We start from the raw sequence: 16573 nt of genomic DNA, 5'->3' as shown, positions 1-16573 counted from the left end.
CATGAGTTCGCCTGTATTGCTGTCGGTTTCCGGGCTCGACATCGAGTACACCACCCGGTCCGGTGTACGCCCGGTGGTCCGGGACGTATCCCTGGAGGTCGAGCAGGGCCGGGTGGTCGCCGTGGTCGGTCAGTCCGGGTCGGGCAAGTCCACCATCGCCCGCGCCGTCCAGGGTCTGCTGCCCGAGAACGGACGCGTCACCGCGGGCCACATCTCGATCGCCGGTGCCGAGGTCACCGGACTGTCCCCGGGCGAATGGCGCGAACTGCGCGGCACCTCCATCGGTTTCGTGCCGCAGGATCCGCTCGGTTCCCTCGACCCACTGAAGAAGGTCGGCGATCAGGTGGCCGAGGTGCTGATCGTGCACCGCCTTGCCGGCAGGCAGGCGGCCCGCCGGCGGGCGGTCGAGCTGCTCGACACCGTGGGCATCAAGGAACCCGCGCGCCGCGCCGAGGACTACCCCCATCAGCTTTCGGGCGGCCAGCTGCAACGCGTCCTCATCGCCATCGCGATAGCGGGTGACCCGGCGCTGCTGATCGCCGATGAACCGACCTCTGCCCTCGATGTCACTGTCCAGCAACGGATCCTCGATCTCCTGGATGACCTGCGCCGGGACCGCGGCCTCGGCGTCGTGTTCATCACCCACGATCTCGCGCTGGCCGAACACCACAGCGACAGCGTGGTCGTGCTGCACGAGGGTCACGTCCGTGAGGCCGGACCGACGACGACGGTGCTGATCAACCCGCAGGCCGAGTACACCCGCCAGCTCATCGCCGACGCGCCCGCACTGTCCCCCGACAAGTACGCGCGGGCCACCGAGGCGCCCGATGGCAAACCGATACTGCAGGTGACCGATCTGGTGAAACGCTACGGCGACACCCCGGTGCTGGACGGGGTCTCCCTGGAGGTCCAGCGCGCCACCATCCACGCACTCGTCGGTGAATCGGGTTCGGGAAAGACCACCGCGGCCCGGGTGCTCGCCGGTCTGACCGCCTTCGACGCCGGCCAGGTGCGCGTCGACGGCGTCGTCCGGGAACCGCATCGCGCGCTGGACCGGGACCGGCAGCGCGCACAGGCCCGCGTCCTGCAGATGGTGCATCAGAATCCGCTGGCCTCGTTGGACCCTCGGTTCACCATCGAGGAGGCCATCGCAGAACCGTTGCGGATCAACCGCATCGGCTCCCGGCGGGATCGCCGCCGCGAGGTCACCCAGGCGCTCGATCGGGTCGGCCTGCCTGCGGGACTCGCCGAGCGAAAGCCGGGCGAGATCTCCGGCGGGCAACGCCAGCGGGTCGTGCTGGCCCGGGCGTTGGTGCTCAGCCCGCCCATCCTGGTACTCGACGAACCCACCTCCGCGCTCGATGTCACCGTGCAGGCACAGGTGGTGGATCTGCTCATCGAGCTGCAACGCGAGCTCGCTCTGAGCTACCTGTTCATCTCGCATGACCTGAGCCTGGTCCGTCAGATCGCCGATCAGGTCAGCGTGCTCGAGCACGGACGCCTGGTGGAGACCGGACCGGTCTCGCGGGTGTTCGCCGCACCGTCGGCGCCGTACACGCAGCGCCTGCTCGACGCGGTGCCGGGCGCACCGGCCCGGGCCGCATGACCGGCCTGCGGCGCACGGCCGTCGTTCTGCTTGCCGCCCTGCTCACCTCGTGCAGTTCCGGGGAGTCCGCACCGCAGGCCGGTGACGGTGCACGCGGCGGCCACCTGACGTATCTGGACGCCGAAGCGCCGGCCGCGCTGCAGATCCAKGTCAGTTACTGGCAGAACAGCCTGCTGAAGGACCAGATGCTGGACCGGCTGGTCTACCAGGACCCCAAGACCTTCGACTACGTGCCGTGGATCGCCGAGAAGTGGACGGTCGACAATGCCCATCTGGTGTACGAGTTCACCATCCGCGACGGAGTGACCTACAGCAACGGCCAACCCCTGGACGCCGAATCGGTGCGCCGCAACCTGCAATGGCAGGCCAACGGCGACAAGGAGAAGGGCATCACCCGCAACAGCTACTTCCCCAAGATCGCCTCGGTTACCGCGGACAACGAACGCCGCACCGTGCGGGTGACGCTCCCCGAACCGTATGCGCCGTTCATCGCGGTGCTCTCGCTGAACACCGCGGGCCTGGTCGCCGACGCCACCATTGATGCCAGTAAGGAAACCCAGTCTGTCGTCACGAATCTCATCGGTTCCGGACCGTTCTACGCGGAGTCCCAGATCCCGGACAAGCAGATCGTGCTCGCCAAGCGGCGGGGCTACGACTGGGCCCCGGCCACCGCGCCACATCAGGGTGAGGCCTATCTGGACAGCATCACCGTCATCCCGGTGACCGAGGACAGCGTCCGGGTCGGGGCGCTGCGGGCCGGGCAGGCCGACGCCATCCGCTACGCCCAACCGCCCGACGAACGGCTGCTGGACCGCGAAGGATTCGACGTGCGCGGGCTGCGCACCCCGGGCCTGGCCAACACCCTCGACATCCGGCAGAGCGCGCCGTTCATGGCCGATGTCAACGTCCGCAAGGCCATCGGGTTCGGCATCGACCGCAACGAGATCCTGCGCACGCTGTACACCGAGCACTGGCAGCCGGCCCAGAACATCGTGACCAAGAATTTCCCGGGCTACACCGACCGCAGCGATGCCGTCCGTTATGACCCCGAAGAAGCGGTCCGGCGGCTGGAGGCGTCGGGCTGGACCCAGACCGACGGCGAGGGCTACCGCGTCAAGAACGGTGAGCAGCTGTCGGCACTGATCTATGTCGACGTCTACGACCACACCGCCAAACCGATGTACGAGTTGATCCAGCGCCAGCTCAAGCGCATCGGGATCCGGCTGGTGATCCGCCAGACCGATTTCGCCAACTACCCCACGGCCAGTATCGAGGACTCGGTGGGGCTGCGGCGCAACGGCTGGCCGACGGCCGACCCCGTCAGGCTGTGGCAGAACTACGGCAGCAAGGGCGGTGACCTGTACGCGCTCGACGGTGCCGATCCCACCATCGACCGGCTGCTGGATGCCCAGATCTCGGCGACCGATCCGCAGCAACGGCTGAAGCTGTTGCAGGAGTACAACAACTACGTCATCGACAACGCCTACTCGGTGCCGTTGCTCGAAGACACCCAGATCTTCGCGGTGGCGCCGCGCGTTCAGGGATTCGCGAACGCCGCCAACTCGGTGCCGTGGTTCTACGACACCTGGATCGATGATTCGCACACGCTCACCACGGGAAAGGACTGATCCGATGACCACCGAATCCGTACTGAACGGGTCCGCCGCGCCGCACACGAACGAGCTACAGGTTGTGCTCGACGCGATCGCGGCCGACTATCGCAGCAGGCTCGCCGACGGTGGCGACCAGCCGCCGAACTTCGGGCTGCAGCTGGTCCGGGAGCACCGGCTGGGTGCCGTGCGCCTGGGCGCCGAGTACGGCGGGGCCGGTTTCACGGTGCCCGAGTTCTTCTCCTTCGTCATCTCGCTGGCCGAGGCCGACCCCGATCTGGCCCATATCCTGCGGGTGCACTACGCCCAGACCGAGGAGCTGCAACGGGTGACCCACCGGGGTACCTCGGACCGCTGGCTGGCGTTCATCGCCGACGGAAACCTGATCGGGGGCACCAACTCCGAGCTGAGCAGCGCCCGGGTGGGCGGGCAGAGCTATGACACCAAACTGGTGCGCACCGCCGACGGATTGCGGTTGACCGGCCGCAAGTTCTACAGCACCGGCGCCCAGTTCTCGGATCGTCTGCGTGTCAGCGCCGAGAACGAGGACGGTACGCCCATCGGTGTCGTGATCCCGGTGGACCGCGCCGGAGTCGTGCACGCCGATGACTGGGACGGTATCGGGCAGCGCCACACCGGTAGCGGCACCACACTGTTCGAAGATGTCGTGGTCGAGGACGACGAGGTGGTGCACCTGGGTACCGACATCGGGGTCGACCGGTCACGCGGCGCGCTGGTCCAGTTGTATCTGCACGCCATCGCCGCAGGCATTCTGCGTGCGGTCACCACTGACGCCGCCGGCGTGGTGCGCGATCGGCACCGCACCTACACCTTCGCCACTGCGGACACGCCGTCCCAGGATCCTCAGCTGCTGGAGATCGTCGGCGAGATCGACGCGGTAGGTTACGCCGCGGAGGCCCTGGTACTCAGTGCGGCAGCCGAACTCGCGCCGGCGCTGGCTGCGGGCCGGGTAACCGGTATCGACGCGAAGCTGGAGACCAAAGCCTCGGTGGCGGCCGCCCGGGTGAAGGTGGCCATCGAGGAGCCCGCCCTGCGGGCGGCCTCGCGCCTTTTCGATGTCGGTGGCGCCTCCTCGGTGCGATCGTCGACGCATCTGGACCGGCACTGGCGCAATCTGCGAACGCTGTTCTCGCACAACCCGACCGTGTACAAAGCTCGGGTACTCGGGGATATCGCGGTGAACGGCGCCGATCTGCCCAACACCGGGTTCTTCTGAGCCGCTACCGGGAAGGCAGGCCGAGCCGTTCCAGGCATTCCCGCAGCCGGTGCCGCCCCGACAACGAGTCGGGGCCGGCCAACCGGCCGATCACCCTGGTCGTCCACTCACCGGGAAGCCCGAAACGCCGGTTGTAGGCCGCCAACCGCTGGTCATAGGTGGCGATGTGGGCGTCGGCGGCCCCGGCGTCGTAACGTTCCCGGTGCAGCACCGCCGCCTGCGGCAGCCGTGGTTTGATACCGGCGTTCTCGGTGGGGTCCGGAGTGCCGACGGCCAGCCCGAAGGCGGCCACCGCATGCGGCGGTAGTGCCAGTTCGGCGGCCACCTGCTCGGGATGGTTACGTACCGCACCGACGAAAACGGTGCCCAGGCCCAGGGATTCCGCCGCCGTCACCGCGTTCTGGGCGGCCAGGGCGGTGTCGACGAAGCCGATGACCGTGCTCTCCAGGTAGTCCGCGCCGTCCAGTGCCGCCCCGGCGCGCTGTGCGATGCGGCGGGCGCGGCCCAGGTCGACGACCCAGACCAGGAACAGCGGCGCCTCGGCGATGAACTGCTGACCGGCGGCCAGCTCGGCCAACCGCGCCTTGCGCGCCGGGTCCCGTACCGCGATCACACTCCACGGCTGCAGATTCGACGAGGTGGCCGCCGACTGCGCGGCGGCGACCAACGCCGAGAGCTGATCATCGGTAACCGGGTGCGGCCCGAACTTGCGCACTGAGCGATGCGCCAGCTGCACTGCCAGTGTCTGGTTGTGCACCGGCAGTGCAGCGTCCGCGTCGCCGTACCGCGAGATCAGCGTCATGCAGAGGTGGCACCCACCAACGGAGCCTCCGTGCCCAGATGTTCGGGCCGGATGGACCGGTGGCCCGCAACCTGTGCCGCGATCGCATCGAGGCGGCGCACCTGCGCCTCGTCGAGCGCCACCGACACCGCGCCCACGTTCTCGCGCAGGTACTCGACGTGACGGGTACCCGGTATCGGCACCACGTCCTGACCGCGGGACAGCACCCAGGCCAGCGCGACCTGTCCGGGCTGCACGCCGATCTCGGCGGCGATGGCCGCCACGGTATCGGCAAGTTCGCGGTTATGGTCGAAGGCGTCGGCACCGAAACGCGGGTGCTTGAGCTGGATACCGCCGACGTCCTCGCGAGAGCGCACCCGCCCGGTCAGCCAGCCCCGCCCCAGCGGCGAATACGGCACGATGCCGATGCCGAGTTCACGGGCCACCGGAACGGTGTCGTCCTCGATGTCCCGTGTGAAGATCGACCATTCGTTCTGCACCGCGGCGATGGGATGCACGGCATGCGCACGGCGCAGGGTCTGCGGGCCGGGCTCGGACAGGCCGATGTGCCGGATCTTGCCCGCGGTGACGAGTTCCGCCAGCGCTCCGACCGTCTCCTCGATGGGAACCTGCGGATCGACCCGGTGCTGGTAGTACAGGTCGACGTGGTCGATCCCCAACCGCCGCAACGACCCCTCGATGGCGCTGCGGACGTACTCGGGCCTGCCGTCGAGCGCCCGCGCGTCCGGGTTGGTGTCGCGATCCAGGGCGTTGCCGAACTTGGTTGCGATAACCAGCGAGTCCCGGCGTCCGCGGATGGCCCGGCCGAGCAGCTGCTCGCTGAACTCCGGACCGTAGACATCGGCGGTGTCGAACAACGTCACCCCGAGATCGATGGCCGCGTCGACGAGTTCGGTGGCCTGCTTTTCGTCGGCGGGTCCGGCCGAGGTGCGAAAGCTCATGAATCCCAAGCCGATCGCGGAGACTTCCAGTCCGTCGGTGCCGAGCTTGCGGGTGGGCAGCGTTGTCATTCGATTCTCCTTGTCGTGGATCGGGTCAGGACCCGTGGAACGGCTCGCCGGACACCGGCTCGGATTCGCGGCCGTCGACGCCTCGGGGTACGTCACCCTCGAGGGTCACCCGGTAGAGCACCCGGTCGTAGTCGAGATGGCCGGCATCCGAGATGGCCAGGTGGGCGGTGGCCCGATTGTCCCAGAACGCGATGCTTCCCGGAGCCCAGCGGAAACGAACGGTGTACTCGGTGCGGGTTGCTTCCTCCCACAGCAGTTTCAGGATCGATTCGCTCTGCGTCGGCGAGTAGCCGCGGATCTTGCGTGCGCCCCTGGTGAAGCCGGGGCTGACGAACAGCGCCCGCTCACCGGTCACCGGGTGCACCCGGACCGCCGGATGGTAGGACACCAGATTGGCCTCGCGCACCTTGCGCTCGCGTTGGCTGCCCGCCGCCGCGCGGCTGTTGAACTGATGCTTGATGTCCAGCTTGTCTGCGAACTCGCGCAGATCCTTGGGCAGATTCTCGTACGCCGCAACGAGGTTCGTCCATGCGGTGTCCCCGCCGTAGGGCGGCAGGATGTGTGCTCGCAGGATCGAGGCGGCCGGCGGGTTGATCAGCGCGGTGACATCGGTGTGCCAGCTGTTGTCATACGACGTCCGCTTGCGGCCCAGCGTGCGCTCGTAGCGGCGGCTGTCGATCGGCAGGATCTCCGGGAACCCCTCCGGCGGATCCTCCTCGTGCGGATGGGCCGGCGTCACCTTGCCGAAGTTGCGCGCGAAGGCGATCTGCTCGGCGTGCCCGATCTCCTGGTCGCGGAAGAAGATCACCTTGTAGGTGTGCAGCGCGTTGCGGATCTCGTCGACGACGGCGGGTTCCAGCGGGTGCCGCAGGTCGACGCCGCGGATCTCGGCGCCGATGTAGCCGGCCAGTGGTTCGATATCCAGTCCGGTGTCGGTGAGGAGGCGATTGTCGGCGAGGTCTGTCATGGCTCAACTTTCGGGTTCGGCCGCGTGTCGAACAAGCGTGTTTGGCTACCGGAACCATTCAGCTCGGCTTAAGGCCGGATGCCCAGAATTACATTTGCACTGATTCCAGGAACGGTTGCGGCGTAACCCCAGTTCACAGGTCTGCGTCCGGCCGGCACCGCCCCGACGGGCGCTGACCGGGCGATTCGGCTGCGATCATGGACACCGTGAACTGTTGTCCCTGACATCTCTCCCAGCCCGAGAAATATTGTCCCGGCAGCCGCCGCAGGGGGTTCTGATGCTCGATCTTCGCCGAATGATGTTGTTGTCCGATCTGGCCGACCTCGGCTCGGTGACCGCGGTCGCCGAGCGTCGCAGCATCACCAGCTCGGCTGTCTCGCAACAGCTTCGCGTCCTCGAAGAGGAGGCCGGCGCGGTGCTGTTCCGCCGTGAGGGCAGGACACTGGGACTCACCCGAAGCGGACAGGTGCTCGCCGAACACGTGCGCCGGGTACTGGTGGCCGTCGACGAGGCCATGAGCGCGGTGGCCGAGACGCGCGACCGGGTCTCCGGTCAGGTCGCCATCGCGACATTCAACATGGGCCTGCCGATGCTCGCCGCACCGATGATGCGCCAACTCAGCATCGCCGAACCCGATCTGCGGATCCAGGTTCAGCAGGAGACCAGTACCGCGGCACTGCGACTACTGCGCCAGGGCGAGGTTGATATCGCGTTGACCTGCCGGTACGACTTCGTCGGCGAGGAGTCACTCGGAGGGCTGGCGGCCGAACCACTGTTGTACGAACCTCTTGTGCTGCTGGCACCGAAGTCCTCGCATCTGCGGATCCGCAAGCACGGGCTCTCGGCATTGGCCAACGGGCCCTGGGTGACCGGGCCGCAGAACTCCGGGCTCGGGGTGGCGGTGATGCGTGCCGGTGAGAGCGCTGGTTTCACACCGCAGGTCAAGCACCGGCTGATCGGCGCCCAGAACATCTGTGATCTCGCGGCGACGGAGATCGCCTCGGCGATCGTGCCCCGACTGTCGGTGCCCGCGGCATTGCAGGGGTTGATCGTTCCGGAGACGCAGGTCGGCGGTCGCACGATCAGCGCCATCGTGCGCGAGGGCAGGCAGCGCGACCCCAATGTCGCGCTGATCCTCAAGACCCTGCACACGGTCGCCGGTGACGCGCTGCCGGCCGAACAGCTCGATGTCGCGTCCTGATGCGCGACAAGCACAGTCGCGCTTCAGCATTCCCGTAGCCAAAGTGCGCTGATCTTCGGTCGGCGAGTCGATACGTTGCTGTGAGTCATTCGTAAACAGCGGGCAGGAGGTCATATTCGTGGGTGAACGTCAGCTCCATCTGAACGCGTTCCTGATGAGTACCGGGCACCACGAGGCCTCCTGGCGGCTGCCGGAGAGCAACCCGTTCGCAGCAACCGACGTGGCGCACTACGCCGAACTCGCCAGGATCGCCGAACGCGGCACCTTCGATTCGCTGTTCCTGGCCGACAGCCCGCAACTGAACGGGGATGTGGGGCGCCGTCCGCTCGGCGTGCTGGAGCCGTTGACGTTGTTGACCGCGTTGGTGGCGGTCACCGATCGGATCGGGCTCATCGCCACCGCCTCGACGTCCTACAACTCCCCCTACAATCTGGCCCGCCGGTTCGCCTCGCTCGATCATGTCAGTGGCGGGCGTGCCGGCTGGAACATCGTCACCACTGCGACGGTGGACGCGGCGCGCAACTTCGGGCTCGACGAGTTGCCCGACCACGCGTCCCGCTATGCCCGCGCCGAGGAGTTCGTCCATGTCGCGCGCAAGCTCTGGGACAGCTGGGAGGACGACACCGTAGTCGCCGACAAGGCCACCGGGCAGTGGGGCGATCAGTCGAAGATCCATCCCGCCGGGCATCGGGGCGAGTTCTTCTCGGTGCAGGGGGCGCTGAACATCCCCCGCTCGCCGCAAGGTTATCCCCTGCTGGTGCAGGCCGGGTCGTCGGAGGACGGAAAGACGTTGGCCGCCAGGCATGCCGAGGCGGTGTTCACCGCGCAGCAGACGCCTCAGGAGGCACGTGCCTTCTACACCGACCTCAAGGCGCGCGCCGCCGCACACGGCCGCGACCCGGACACCGTCAAGATCCTGCCCGGCATTGTCCCGGTGATCGGCAGCACCGAGGCCGAGGCCGCCGCCAAGGACCGCGAGCTCGATGAGGCGATCGTGCCCACCTATGCGCACCAGCAGCTGGCCACCACGTTGCGGATACCGCTGGAGCAGCTTCCGCTCGACGAGCCGCTGCCCACCGAACTACTGCCCGAGGACGCCATCGAGGGCGCCAAGAGCCGGTACACGTTGGTCGTGGAACTGGCCCGGCGCGAACACCTCACGGTGCGGGAGCTGATCGGGCGGCTCGGTGGCGGCCGTGGCCACCGCACCTTCACCGGCACCCCCGAACAGGTGGCCGACACCATCGAGGAATGGTTCCGCGGCGGGGTCGCCGACGGATTCAACATCATGCCTCCGCTGCTGCCCTCCGGCCTCGCGGCGTTCGTCGATCACGTGGTGCCGATCCTGCGGTCGCGGGGCCTGTTCCGCACCGAGTACACGGCGTCGACGTTGCGCGGCCACTACGGACTGCAGCGGCCGGCCAACTCCAACCTCTTGGCCGCGGCGCACCGGTGAGTGGCAGCGAGTTCCTCTGGTACATCCCGAACACCGTGGAACCCGGGCATCGCGGTGATGACACCGTCGCCGGCTGGGGCACCCTGGACTACACGGTCGATCTGGCGTTGCGCGCCGAGCAGCACGGGTGGGGCGGCGCGCTGATCGGTACCGGGTGGGGCCGGCCGGACACCTTCACCCTGGCCACCGCGGTGGCGGCCCGCACCACGACGTTCACCCCGCTGGTCGCGGTGCGGCCCGGCTATTGGCATCCGGCTCATTTCGCGAGTGCGGCCGCGACCTTGGACCAGCTCAGCGGAGGCCGGCTCTTCATCAACATCGTCAGCGGCACCGATGATCTGGCGGCCTACGGTGACGGCGAGTTCGACAAGTCCCGCCGGTATGACCGCACCCGGGAGTTCCTGCAGATCGTGCGCCGCCTGTGGCACGAGGAGGATGTCAGCGTCACCGGCGAGTTCTTCCGTGTCGAGCATTCGACCGTCGCGCCGCGAACGTTCGGAGCCGAACTGGGACGCCACCCGCGCCTGTACTTCGGTGGTGCCTCGGCGGCCGCCGAACAGGTCGCGGCCGGCGAGGCCGATGTCCAGCTGTTCTGGGGCGAACCGCTCGACGGGGTTGCCGAACGCATCGACCGCCTCACGTCGTTGTCCGACAGACTGGGTCGCGAGCACCCGCCGCTGGAGTACGGTCTGCGCGTCACCACCCTGGTGCGGGACACCTCAGCGCAGGCGTGGCACGACGCCGAGGCGAAAATCGCCGATATCGCCGGCAAACCCGATCTGCACGGCCGCAACCAGGGCCCCGCGGTGGGACAACAACGGCTGCTCGATCTCGCCGAGCGCGGTGAGGTGCTGGACTCCTGTCTCTACACCACGCCCGGCCGTTACGGCGGTGGCGGCGCGGGCACCACCTGGCTGGTCGGGTCGGCGCAGGAGGTGGCCGACGCCCTGCAGCGTTACGCCGATCTGGGTGTCAGCCATTTCGTGCTGTCCGACACCCCGTACAAGAGCGAGGTCGGCCGGGTGGGAGACCAGTTGCTCCCGCTGTTACGAGAATCTGTTGACAAGGAGATCCGATGGACCTACAACTGACCGGCAAGCGCGCCATCATCACGGGCGGCAGCAAGGGAATCGGGCTGGCCGTGGCGCACGCGCTGGCGGCCGAGGGCGTGGACGTGGTGCTGGCCGCGCGCACCAAGGACACCTTGGAGAAGGCGGCCGCGCAGGTCTCCGAGCGCAGCGGTCGCCGCGCCATCCCCGTCGTGACCGACACCGGTGACGACGAGTCGGTCAAGGCGCTCGTCGCGCGGGCCGTCGAGGAGCTCGGTGGTGTCGACATCTTGGTCAACAATGCGTCGAATCAGGCTGTCGGAGCCGGCTTTCCCGACCTGGCGGGCACCAGTGACGAGGACTTCTGGGCCGATGTGAACGTCAAGGTGGTGGGTTATCTGCGCGCCGCTCGCGCGGTGGCACCGCATCTGGTGCAGCAAGGTTGGGGACGGATCATCAACGTCAGCGGCCTGGGTTACCGGCAGACGCATTCCATCGTGCGTAGTATCCGCAATGTCAGCGTGGCCGCGCTCACCAAGAATCTCGCGGACGAACTGGGACCGCACGGGGTGAACGTCACCGTCGTGCATCCCGGCCAGACCCGCACCGAGACGAAGAATCCGACGAAGGAGAGCGCGAACAACGCCATCGGCCGGGTGGTCGATGCCGCCGAGGTCGCCGATGTCATCGCCTTCCTGGCCTCCCCGCGCAGCGTCGCCATCACCGGGGACGCCGTCGCGGCCGGTGGCGGCCTGCTGGGGACGGTGAACTACTGATGGCCCGTCCCCGCCTGATCCTCAACGCGTTCACCATGAACACCGCCACCCATGTGTCCTACGGGTTGTGGCGCAGCCCCGACACCCGCAGTGGGGAGTTCGATCAGCTGCAGGTGTGGGTGGATCTGGTGAAGTTGCTCGAGCGCGGCAAGTTCGACTCGGTGTTCTTCGCCGATGTGGTGGGCGTCTACGACGATTACCGCGGCGGCTGGGAGACGTATCTGCGGGAAGGCCTGCAGATTCCCAACCATGATCCGTCGGCGATCGTATCGGCGCTGGCGCTGTCCACCGAGCATCTGGGCCTGGTGATCACCAGTTCGGTGCTGCAGGATCATCCGTTCTCGTTCGCGCGCAAGATCTCCACTCTCGATCACGCCTCCCGCGGGCGGATCGGCTGGAATGTGGTCACGAGCGCGCTGAAGAACTCGGCCCGCAACTTCGGGCTCGCCGAGCGCGAGGAACACGACAAGCGCTACGAATGGGCCGAGGAGTACACCGAGGTGGTGTACAAGCTGTGGGAGGGTTCCTGGGATGACGGCGCCCTGTTGCGGGACCGGGAACGCGGTATCCACGCCGACCCCGACAAGGTGCACAAGATCCACCATGCCGGTCCCCGCTACAACGTGGAGGGCCCGCATCTGAGCTTCCCGTCGCCGCAGCGCACCCCGGTGATCTTCCAGGCCGGAACGTCAACGGCCGGGCGGGCATTCGCTGCACGGCACGCCGAGGGCGTGTTCCTCAACTCGGCGTCGCCCAAGGGCGCCAAGGTGGTGATCGACGACACCCGCGACCGGGCGGTGGCCGCCGGCCGCCGCCGCGAGGACATCAAGTTCCTGCAGGGCCTGTCCTTCGTCGTCGGGTCCACCGAAGCCGAAGCCAGGGCGCGCGCCGCCGAACTCGACGAGTACCTGAGTGTGGACGGCCTGATCGCGCATCGCAGCGGCGGTATCGGGATCGACCTGGGCGGGCTGGATCACCACACCCCCATCGGCGATCTGGCCGCCGGGGTGCAGGGCACCCGCAGCACCATCGAGGCGCTCATCGCCGCCGCTCCCCCGGGCACCAACCCGACGATCGCCGATCTGATCCGCCAGCAACAGGAGTCCACCCGCATCGTCGGCACGCCAGAACAGATCGCCGATGCGCTCGAGCGGTGGCAGGACGCCGGGGTCGACGGGGTCAACATCCGCTACATCACCACTCCGGGCAGCTTCGAGGAGTTCATCGATCACGTGCTGCCCGAACTGCGGCGCCGCGGACTGGCCCAGACCGAGTACGCGCCGGGAACGCTGCGCGACAAGATCTTCGGGGCGGGCGCTGCGCTGCCGGACCGACACCCGGCCCGGTACTGGCGAGGCAGGTTCACCCCGTCGCCGGCCGCGGCGAGCTGAGCGCAGCCGCGACGGTCTGCTCCAGGAGGACGGCGATGGTGGTCGGGCCGACGCCGCCGGGCACCGGTGTGATCAGCCCGGCGCGCTCGGCGGCCGCCGCGTACTCGACGTCACCGACATTGCCCGGGTTGTACCCGGCGTCGATGACCACCGCCCCGGGTGCGATCCAGTCACCCCTGATGAGCTCGGGCTTCCCGACCGCCGCGATCACGATGTCGGCGCGGGCGATGACACCGGGCAGGTCCACAGTGCGCGAATGGCAGTAGGTGACGGTGGCGTTGTGGGCCAGCAACAGCATTCCGACGGGCTTGCCCAGGATGGGGCTGCGGCCCACGACAACGGCGTGCTGCCCGGTCGGATCGACACCGTACGCGTCGAGGAGGTGCATGATGCCGGCCGGGGTGCACGACCGGAATCCGTGTCCGCCCAGGGCCATGGCCGCGAAGGACGCCGTGGTGACCCCGTCGACGTCCTTGCCGGGTGCGATCGCCTCGAACACCGCGCGTTCATCGATCTGGGCGGGCATCGGGTGCTGGACGAGGATGCCATCGACGGTGTCGTCCGCCGAAAGGTGTTCGACCAACGCGACGACGTCGGCGGTGCTCGCCGTGGCGTCGACATGGTGACTGCGGGAATACAGGCCGGTGGTGCGGCAGCGGTTGATCTTCATCCGCACGTAGGTGTGCGACGCCGGGTCATCGCCGACCAGCACCGTTGCCAGACAGGCCTTTCGGCCTGCGGCGTGTTCGAACTCCACGGCCTTTCGGCGGGTGTCGGCCAGGATGTCGTTGGCGACGCGTACGCCGTCGATGATGTTCGCAGTCAAGGTGCGTGCTCCTCGCAGATGAGGAGCACCCAGGCGGTCGATGCTTCCGAGACGTGTGCTTCCTGGTGGTGTCCCACCTTCGCCAGTCGCGATTCACACAGTACCCAAGAACGCGGCAGCGATGTCATCGCTGGTTGTCAGCCAGACATCGGGCCGCGATGCCAGATAGGCAAGCACCTGATCGAAATACTTGTGCCGGAAGGCCTGCCCGATGACGAACGGATGCAGCGCCAAGGCCAGTACCCGCCCCGACCCGTTCGCGGCATCCGCGGACAGCTGTTCGTACTGGTCGATGACGATCTGCACGAATTCCGGACCGGTGAAGCCCTTTCCGAACAGCAGCAGGTCGTTGAGCTCCACCGAATACGGGACGCTGAGCATCCCGGGCACGGTCAGCGGGTAGGGCTGGTCGTCATTGGTCCAGTCGAGCACGTACCGATAGCCGAGGTCGGCCAACAACTCCGGGGTGTGATGGGTCTCGGTGAGGCCAGGGCCCATCCAGCCCAGAGGTCTGCGGCCGGTGGCCTCGGCGATGGCGGCGGTGATCTCGGTGAGCAGCCGGCGTTCTTCGTCGACACCGAACCCGTTGTGCAGGATCGAGTTGGTCCGACCATGCGCCAACCACACCCAGTCGCGTTCCCGTCCGGCGGCGATGATCTGCGGATGGTGTTCGATGACTGCGGAATTGAGCAGCACGCTGGGCCGCACACCGTGCCGGTCGAGGCTCTCGATGGTCCGCCAGATACCGACCCGGGCTCCGTAGTCACGCCACCCGTAATTCAGCGCGTCGGGCTGCAGGTCGGCGGTGCCGGGCCAGATGCTGGTCGAGGGCCGGTCCGGCAGGAAGTGTTCGACGTTGAGGCCGATGTACACGGCGACCCGGGCGCCGCCGGGCCAGCTCAGCGGGGGCCGTTCGGTGATCGGGCTGTAGTGGAACGGGGGGTTGGGTTGCGAGGTCATGCCGCACGGTAGGAGCTGACACCGATGTCAGGGTCAAGCTCCTGCGGTATAACGGGCTGATGCGCATCGGTGAACTGGCACAGCGCACCGGAGTGAGCGAACGCTCACTGCGGTACTACGAGCAGCAGGGTCTGCTGGCGTCATCACGCACTCCCGGCGGGCAGCGTGATTACGCCGAGCAGGCGGTCGACCGCGTGATCCACATCCAGGAACTGTTCGCGGCCGGGCTGCCCAGCCGGACCATCGTCGGGCTGCTGCCGTGTATGCGCGATCACGACGGCGGGCCCGCCCCGCACGCCACCGGCCGGCTGGTCGACGAGCTGACCTCCGAACGCGAACGGCTCGACCGCGCCATCCGCGAACTAACCGGGTCCCGGGCGGTGCTCGACGGCGTGATCGCCGCCGTGCAGCCGGAATCAGGGTGCGCGGATCCCTTGTAACCGCAGCCCAGCGGCGCAGACTGGTGTTGGCCCCGACGCGAGCGTGGAATGACCCGTCGCCGGAGACCGTTGTCGCCTGAGACCGCGCACGAAAGCGAGAAGATCTGTGGCACACCTTCACCTCGGCGTCGCCCTGGACGGCACCGGCTGGCACCCGGCGTCGTGGCGGCAGTCCGACGCCCAACCCGCTGACCTGCTGACCGCGCCCTACTGGGCCGAGCTGGTGGTCGRGGCCGAGCGCGGAATGCTGGACTTCGTCACCATCGAGGACGGGYTGGCGCTGCAGTCTGATCATCCGTGGCGGCCCGATCAGCGCACCGACCGTGTCCGCGGCCGCATCGACGCCGTGCAGATCGCAGCACGGGTGGCGCCGACGACCCGCCACATCGGGCTGATCCCCACCGCCATCACCACCCACACCGAACCGTTCCACCTGTCCAAGGCCGTCGCCACGCTCGACTACGTCAGCACCGGGCGGGCCGGCGTGCGGGTGCAGATCTCCGCCAACCCCGAGTCCGCGGGCCACTTCGGGCGCGAGGTGGCCGACGACGCGCTGGCCGAGGCCGCCGACTATGTCGAGGTGCTGCGCCGGCTGTGGGACAGCTGGGAGGACGACGCCGAGATCCGCGATGCCGCCACCGGCCGGTTCATCGATCGGGACAAGCTGCACTACATCGACTTCGAGGGACGCTGGTTCTCGGTCAAGGGCCCGTCGATCACGCAGCGACCGCCGCAGGGCCAGCCGCTGGTGGCCGCGCTCGGTCACGGCGACCCGGCCTATCAGCTGATCGCCTCCAGTGCCGATATCGGGTTCATCACCCCGCACGGCGCCGACGAGGTCGGCACCATCATCGAGACCATCGCCGCGCTGCGCACAGACGGTGCCCCGCCGTTGCGGATCTTGCCGGACCTGGTGGTGTTCCTGGCCGATACCCCGACCGCCGCCGCGGCGCACCGAGCCCAACTCGACGAACTGCTGGGTCGCGAATACATCAGCGATGCCGAGGTTTTCGTCGGCACCCCGGCGCAGCTGGCCGACCTGCTACAGCACTGGCAGACCGCCGGTGCGGACGGATTCCGGTTGCGGCCGGCCAGCATCCCGCACGATCTGCACCAGATCACGGGCGCGCTGGTCCCCGAACTGCAGCGCCGAGGTGTCTTCCGCAGTGGCTACCAGGGATCCACGCTGCGCGACCTGTTCGGCCTGTCCCGCCCCGCCAACCGGTACGCACACTCCTAGGA

At 68.0% G+C, this 16573-nt stretch carries 15 protein-coding genes and 1 riboswitch; of the genes, 10 read left to right on the top strand and 5 right to left on the bottom strand.

From position 1 onward, the window contains the following. Position 1 precedes the first annotated feature (1 nt). Genes AC1DTF_RS05525 through AC1DTF_RS05515 form a run of 3 tightly spaced genes read left to right on the top strand, consistent with a single transcriptional unit; the run spans position 2 to position 4453 of the window. Positions 2 to 1606: a dipeptide ABC transporter ATP-binding protein gene (locus AC1DTF_RS05525; protein WP_477473336.1), complete on the top strand. Its 1605-nt coding sequence runs from the start codon at positions 2 to 4 to the stop codon at positions 1604 to 1606. After that, positions 1603 to 3234 (top strand): ABC transporter substrate-binding protein, encoded by a 1632-nt coding sequence (locus tag AC1DTF_RS05520; protein WP_477473335.1) that lies wholly within the window; start codon positions 1603 to 1605, stop codon positions 3232 to 3234. Before AC1DTF_RS05525 ends, AC1DTF_RS05520 begins: the two co-directional genes overlap by 4 nt. Before the next feature lie 4 nt (positions 3235 to 3238). Beyond that, positions 3239 to 4453 carry an acyl-CoA dehydrogenase family protein gene (locus tag AC1DTF_RS05515; protein ID WP_477473334.1) on the top strand — a complete coding sequence of 405 codons (1215 nt, stop codon included), beginning with the start codon at positions 3239 to 3241 and terminating at the stop codon, positions 4451 to 4453. 4 nt (positions 4454 to 4457) lie between these two features. On the opposite strand, the gene AC1DTF_RS05510 is transcribed toward AC1DTF_RS05515, so the two are convergent. Genes AC1DTF_RS05510 through AC1DTF_RS05500 form a run of 3 tightly spaced genes read right to left on the bottom strand, consistent with a single transcriptional unit; the run spans position 4458 to position 7232 of the window. After that, on the bottom strand, positions 4458 to 5255 hold the full coding sequence (locus AC1DTF_RS05510; protein ID WP_477473333.1) for an NADPH-dependent oxidoreductase: 798 nt from the start codon (positions 5253 to 5255) through the stop codon (positions 4458 to 4460). Further along, the gene (locus tag AC1DTF_RS05505; RefSeq protein WP_477473332.1) at positions 5252 to 6265 is read right to left on the bottom strand and encodes an aldo/keto reductase; all 1014 of its coding nucleotides are present in this window, start codon (positions 6263 to 6265) and stop codon (positions 5252 to 5254) included. Before AC1DTF_RS05505 ends, AC1DTF_RS05510 begins: the two co-directional genes overlap by 4 nt. A 25-nt stretch (positions 6266 to 6290) precedes the next feature. Continuing rightward, positions 6291 to 7232 (bottom strand): TauD/TfdA dioxygenase family protein, encoded by a 942-nt coding sequence (locus tag AC1DTF_RS05500; RefSeq protein ID WP_477473331.1) that lies wholly within the window; start codon positions 7230 to 7232, stop codon positions 6291 to 6293. A 277-nt stretch (positions 7233 to 7509) separates the two neighbouring features. Here AC1DTF_RS05500 and AC1DTF_RS05495 point away from each other — a divergent pair, with 277 nt between their 5' ends. From AC1DTF_RS05495 to AC1DTF_RS05475, 5 genes are all read left to right on the top strand, one after another. Next, complete coding sequence (locus AC1DTF_RS05495) at positions 7510 to 8433, top strand: LysR family transcriptional regulator (RefSeq protein ID WP_477473330.1); 924 nt, start codon at positions 7510 to 7512, stop codon at positions 8431 to 8433. A 118-nt stretch (positions 8434 to 8551) separates the two neighbouring features. Next, a complete protein-coding gene (locus tag AC1DTF_RS05490) occupies positions 8552 to 9889 on the top strand; it encodes an LLM class flavin-dependent oxidoreductase (RefSeq protein ID WP_477473329.1) in 1338 nt (445 codons plus the stop codon). Next, the gene (locus tag AC1DTF_RS05485) at positions 9886 to 10980 is read left to right on the top strand and encodes an LLM class flavin-dependent oxidoreductase (RefSeq protein ID WP_477473328.1); all 1095 of its coding nucleotides are present in this window, start codon (positions 9886 to 9888) and stop codon (positions 10978 to 10980) included. Before AC1DTF_RS05490 ends, AC1DTF_RS05485 begins: the two co-directional genes overlap by 4 nt. After that, positions 10965 to 11714 carry an SDR family NAD(P)-dependent oxidoreductase gene (locus AC1DTF_RS05480; protein ID WP_477473327.1) on the top strand — a complete coding sequence of 250 codons (750 nt, stop codon included), beginning with the start codon at positions 10965 to 10967 and terminating at the stop codon, positions 11712 to 11714. The genes AC1DTF_RS05485 and AC1DTF_RS05480 overlap by 16 nt, the downstream gene beginning before the upstream one ends. Continuing rightward, positions 11714 to 13105 (top strand): NtaA/DmoA family FMN-dependent monooxygenase, encoded by a 1392-nt coding sequence (locus tag AC1DTF_RS05475; protein WP_477473326.1) that lies wholly within the window; start codon positions 11714 to 11716, stop codon positions 13103 to 13105. The genes AC1DTF_RS05480 and AC1DTF_RS05475 overlap by 1 nt, the downstream gene beginning before the upstream one ends. Here the strand turns inward: AC1DTF_RS05475 and AC1DTF_RS05470 are convergent. Continuing rightward, on the bottom strand, positions 13077 to 13931 hold the full coding sequence (locus tag AC1DTF_RS05470) for a bifunctional 5,10-methylenetetrahydrofolate dehydrogenase/5,10-methenyltetrahydrofolate cyclohydrolase (protein WP_477473325.1): 855 nt from the start codon (positions 13929 to 13931) through the stop codon (positions 13077 to 13079). The genes AC1DTF_RS05475 and AC1DTF_RS05470 overlap by 29 nt on opposite strands. Positions 13932 to 13951: 20 nt before the next feature. After that, positions 13952 to 14031, bottom strand: a riboswitch (ZMP/ZTP riboswitch). Beyond that, the gene (locus tag AC1DTF_RS05465) at positions 14025 to 14891 is read right to left on the bottom strand and encodes a polysaccharide deacetylase family protein (protein ID WP_477473324.1); all 867 of its coding nucleotides are present in this window, start codon (positions 14889 to 14891) and stop codon (positions 14025 to 14027) included. It overlaps the preceding riboswitch by 7 nt. A gap of 59 nt (positions 14892 to 14950) precedes the next feature. Between AC1DTF_RS05465 and AC1DTF_RS05460 the strand changes: the two genes are divergently transcribed. Next, positions 14951 to 15331 (top strand): MerR family transcriptional regulator, encoded by a 381-nt coding sequence (locus tag AC1DTF_RS05460; RefSeq protein WP_477473323.1) that lies wholly within the window; start codon positions 14951 to 14953, stop codon positions 15329 to 15331. A 106-nt stretch (positions 15332 to 15437) separates the two neighbouring features. Beyond that, a complete protein-coding gene (locus AC1DTF_RS05455) occupies positions 15438 to 16571 on the top strand; it encodes an LLM class flavin-dependent oxidoreductase (RefSeq protein ID WP_477473322.1) in 1134 nt (377 codons plus the stop codon). Positions 16572 to 16573 lie beyond the last annotated feature (2 nt).

This window comes from Mycobacterium sp. P4_H6 (assembly GCF_056400845.1).
The sequence above is the reverse complement of the archived record's forward strand: the minus strand, read 5'-3'. Positions and strand labels throughout refer to the sequence as shown.

Bases quoted from the DNA above. Each gene is read 5' to 3' on its own strand.
- AC1DTF_RS05515 (WP_477473334.1), top strand. From the start codon at position 3,239: ATGACCACCGAATCCGTACTGAACGGGTCCGCCGCGCCGCACACGAAC.
- AC1DTF_RS05510 (WP_477473333.1), bottom strand. From the start codon at position 5,255: ATGACGCTGATCTCGCGGTACGGCGACGCGGACGCTGCACTGCCGGTG.
- AC1DTF_RS05495 (WP_477473330.1), top strand. From the start codon at position 7,510: ATGCTCGATCTTCGCCGAATGATGTTGTTGTCCGATCTGGCCGACCTC.
- AC1DTF_RS05460 (WP_477473323.1), top strand. From the start codon at position 14,951: ATGCGCATCGGTGAACTGGCACAGCGCACCGGAGTGAGCGAACGCTCA.
- AC1DTF_RS05505 (WP_477473332.1), bottom strand. From the start codon at position 6,265: ATGACAACGCTGCCCACCCGCAAGCTCGGCACCGACGGACTGGAAGTC.
- AC1DTF_RS05475 (WP_477473326.1), top strand. From the start codon at position 11,714: ATGGCCCGTCCCCGCCTGATCCTCAACGCGTTCACCATGAACACCGCC.
- AC1DTF_RS05500 (WP_477473331.1), bottom strand. From the start codon at position 7,232: ATGACAGACCTCGCCGACAATCGCCTCCTCACCGACACCGGACTGGAT.
- AC1DTF_RS05480 (WP_477473327.1), top strand. From the start codon at position 10,965: ATGGACCTACAACTGACCGGCAAGCGCGCCATCATCACGGGCGGCAGC.
- AC1DTF_RS05525 (WP_477473336.1), top strand. From the start codon at position 2: ATGAGTTCGCCTGTATTGCTGTCGGTTTCCGGGCTCGACATCGAGTAC.
- AC1DTF_RS05465 (WP_477473324.1), bottom strand. From the start codon at position 14,891: ATGACCTCGCAACCCAACCCCCCGTTCCACTACAGCCCGATCACCGAA.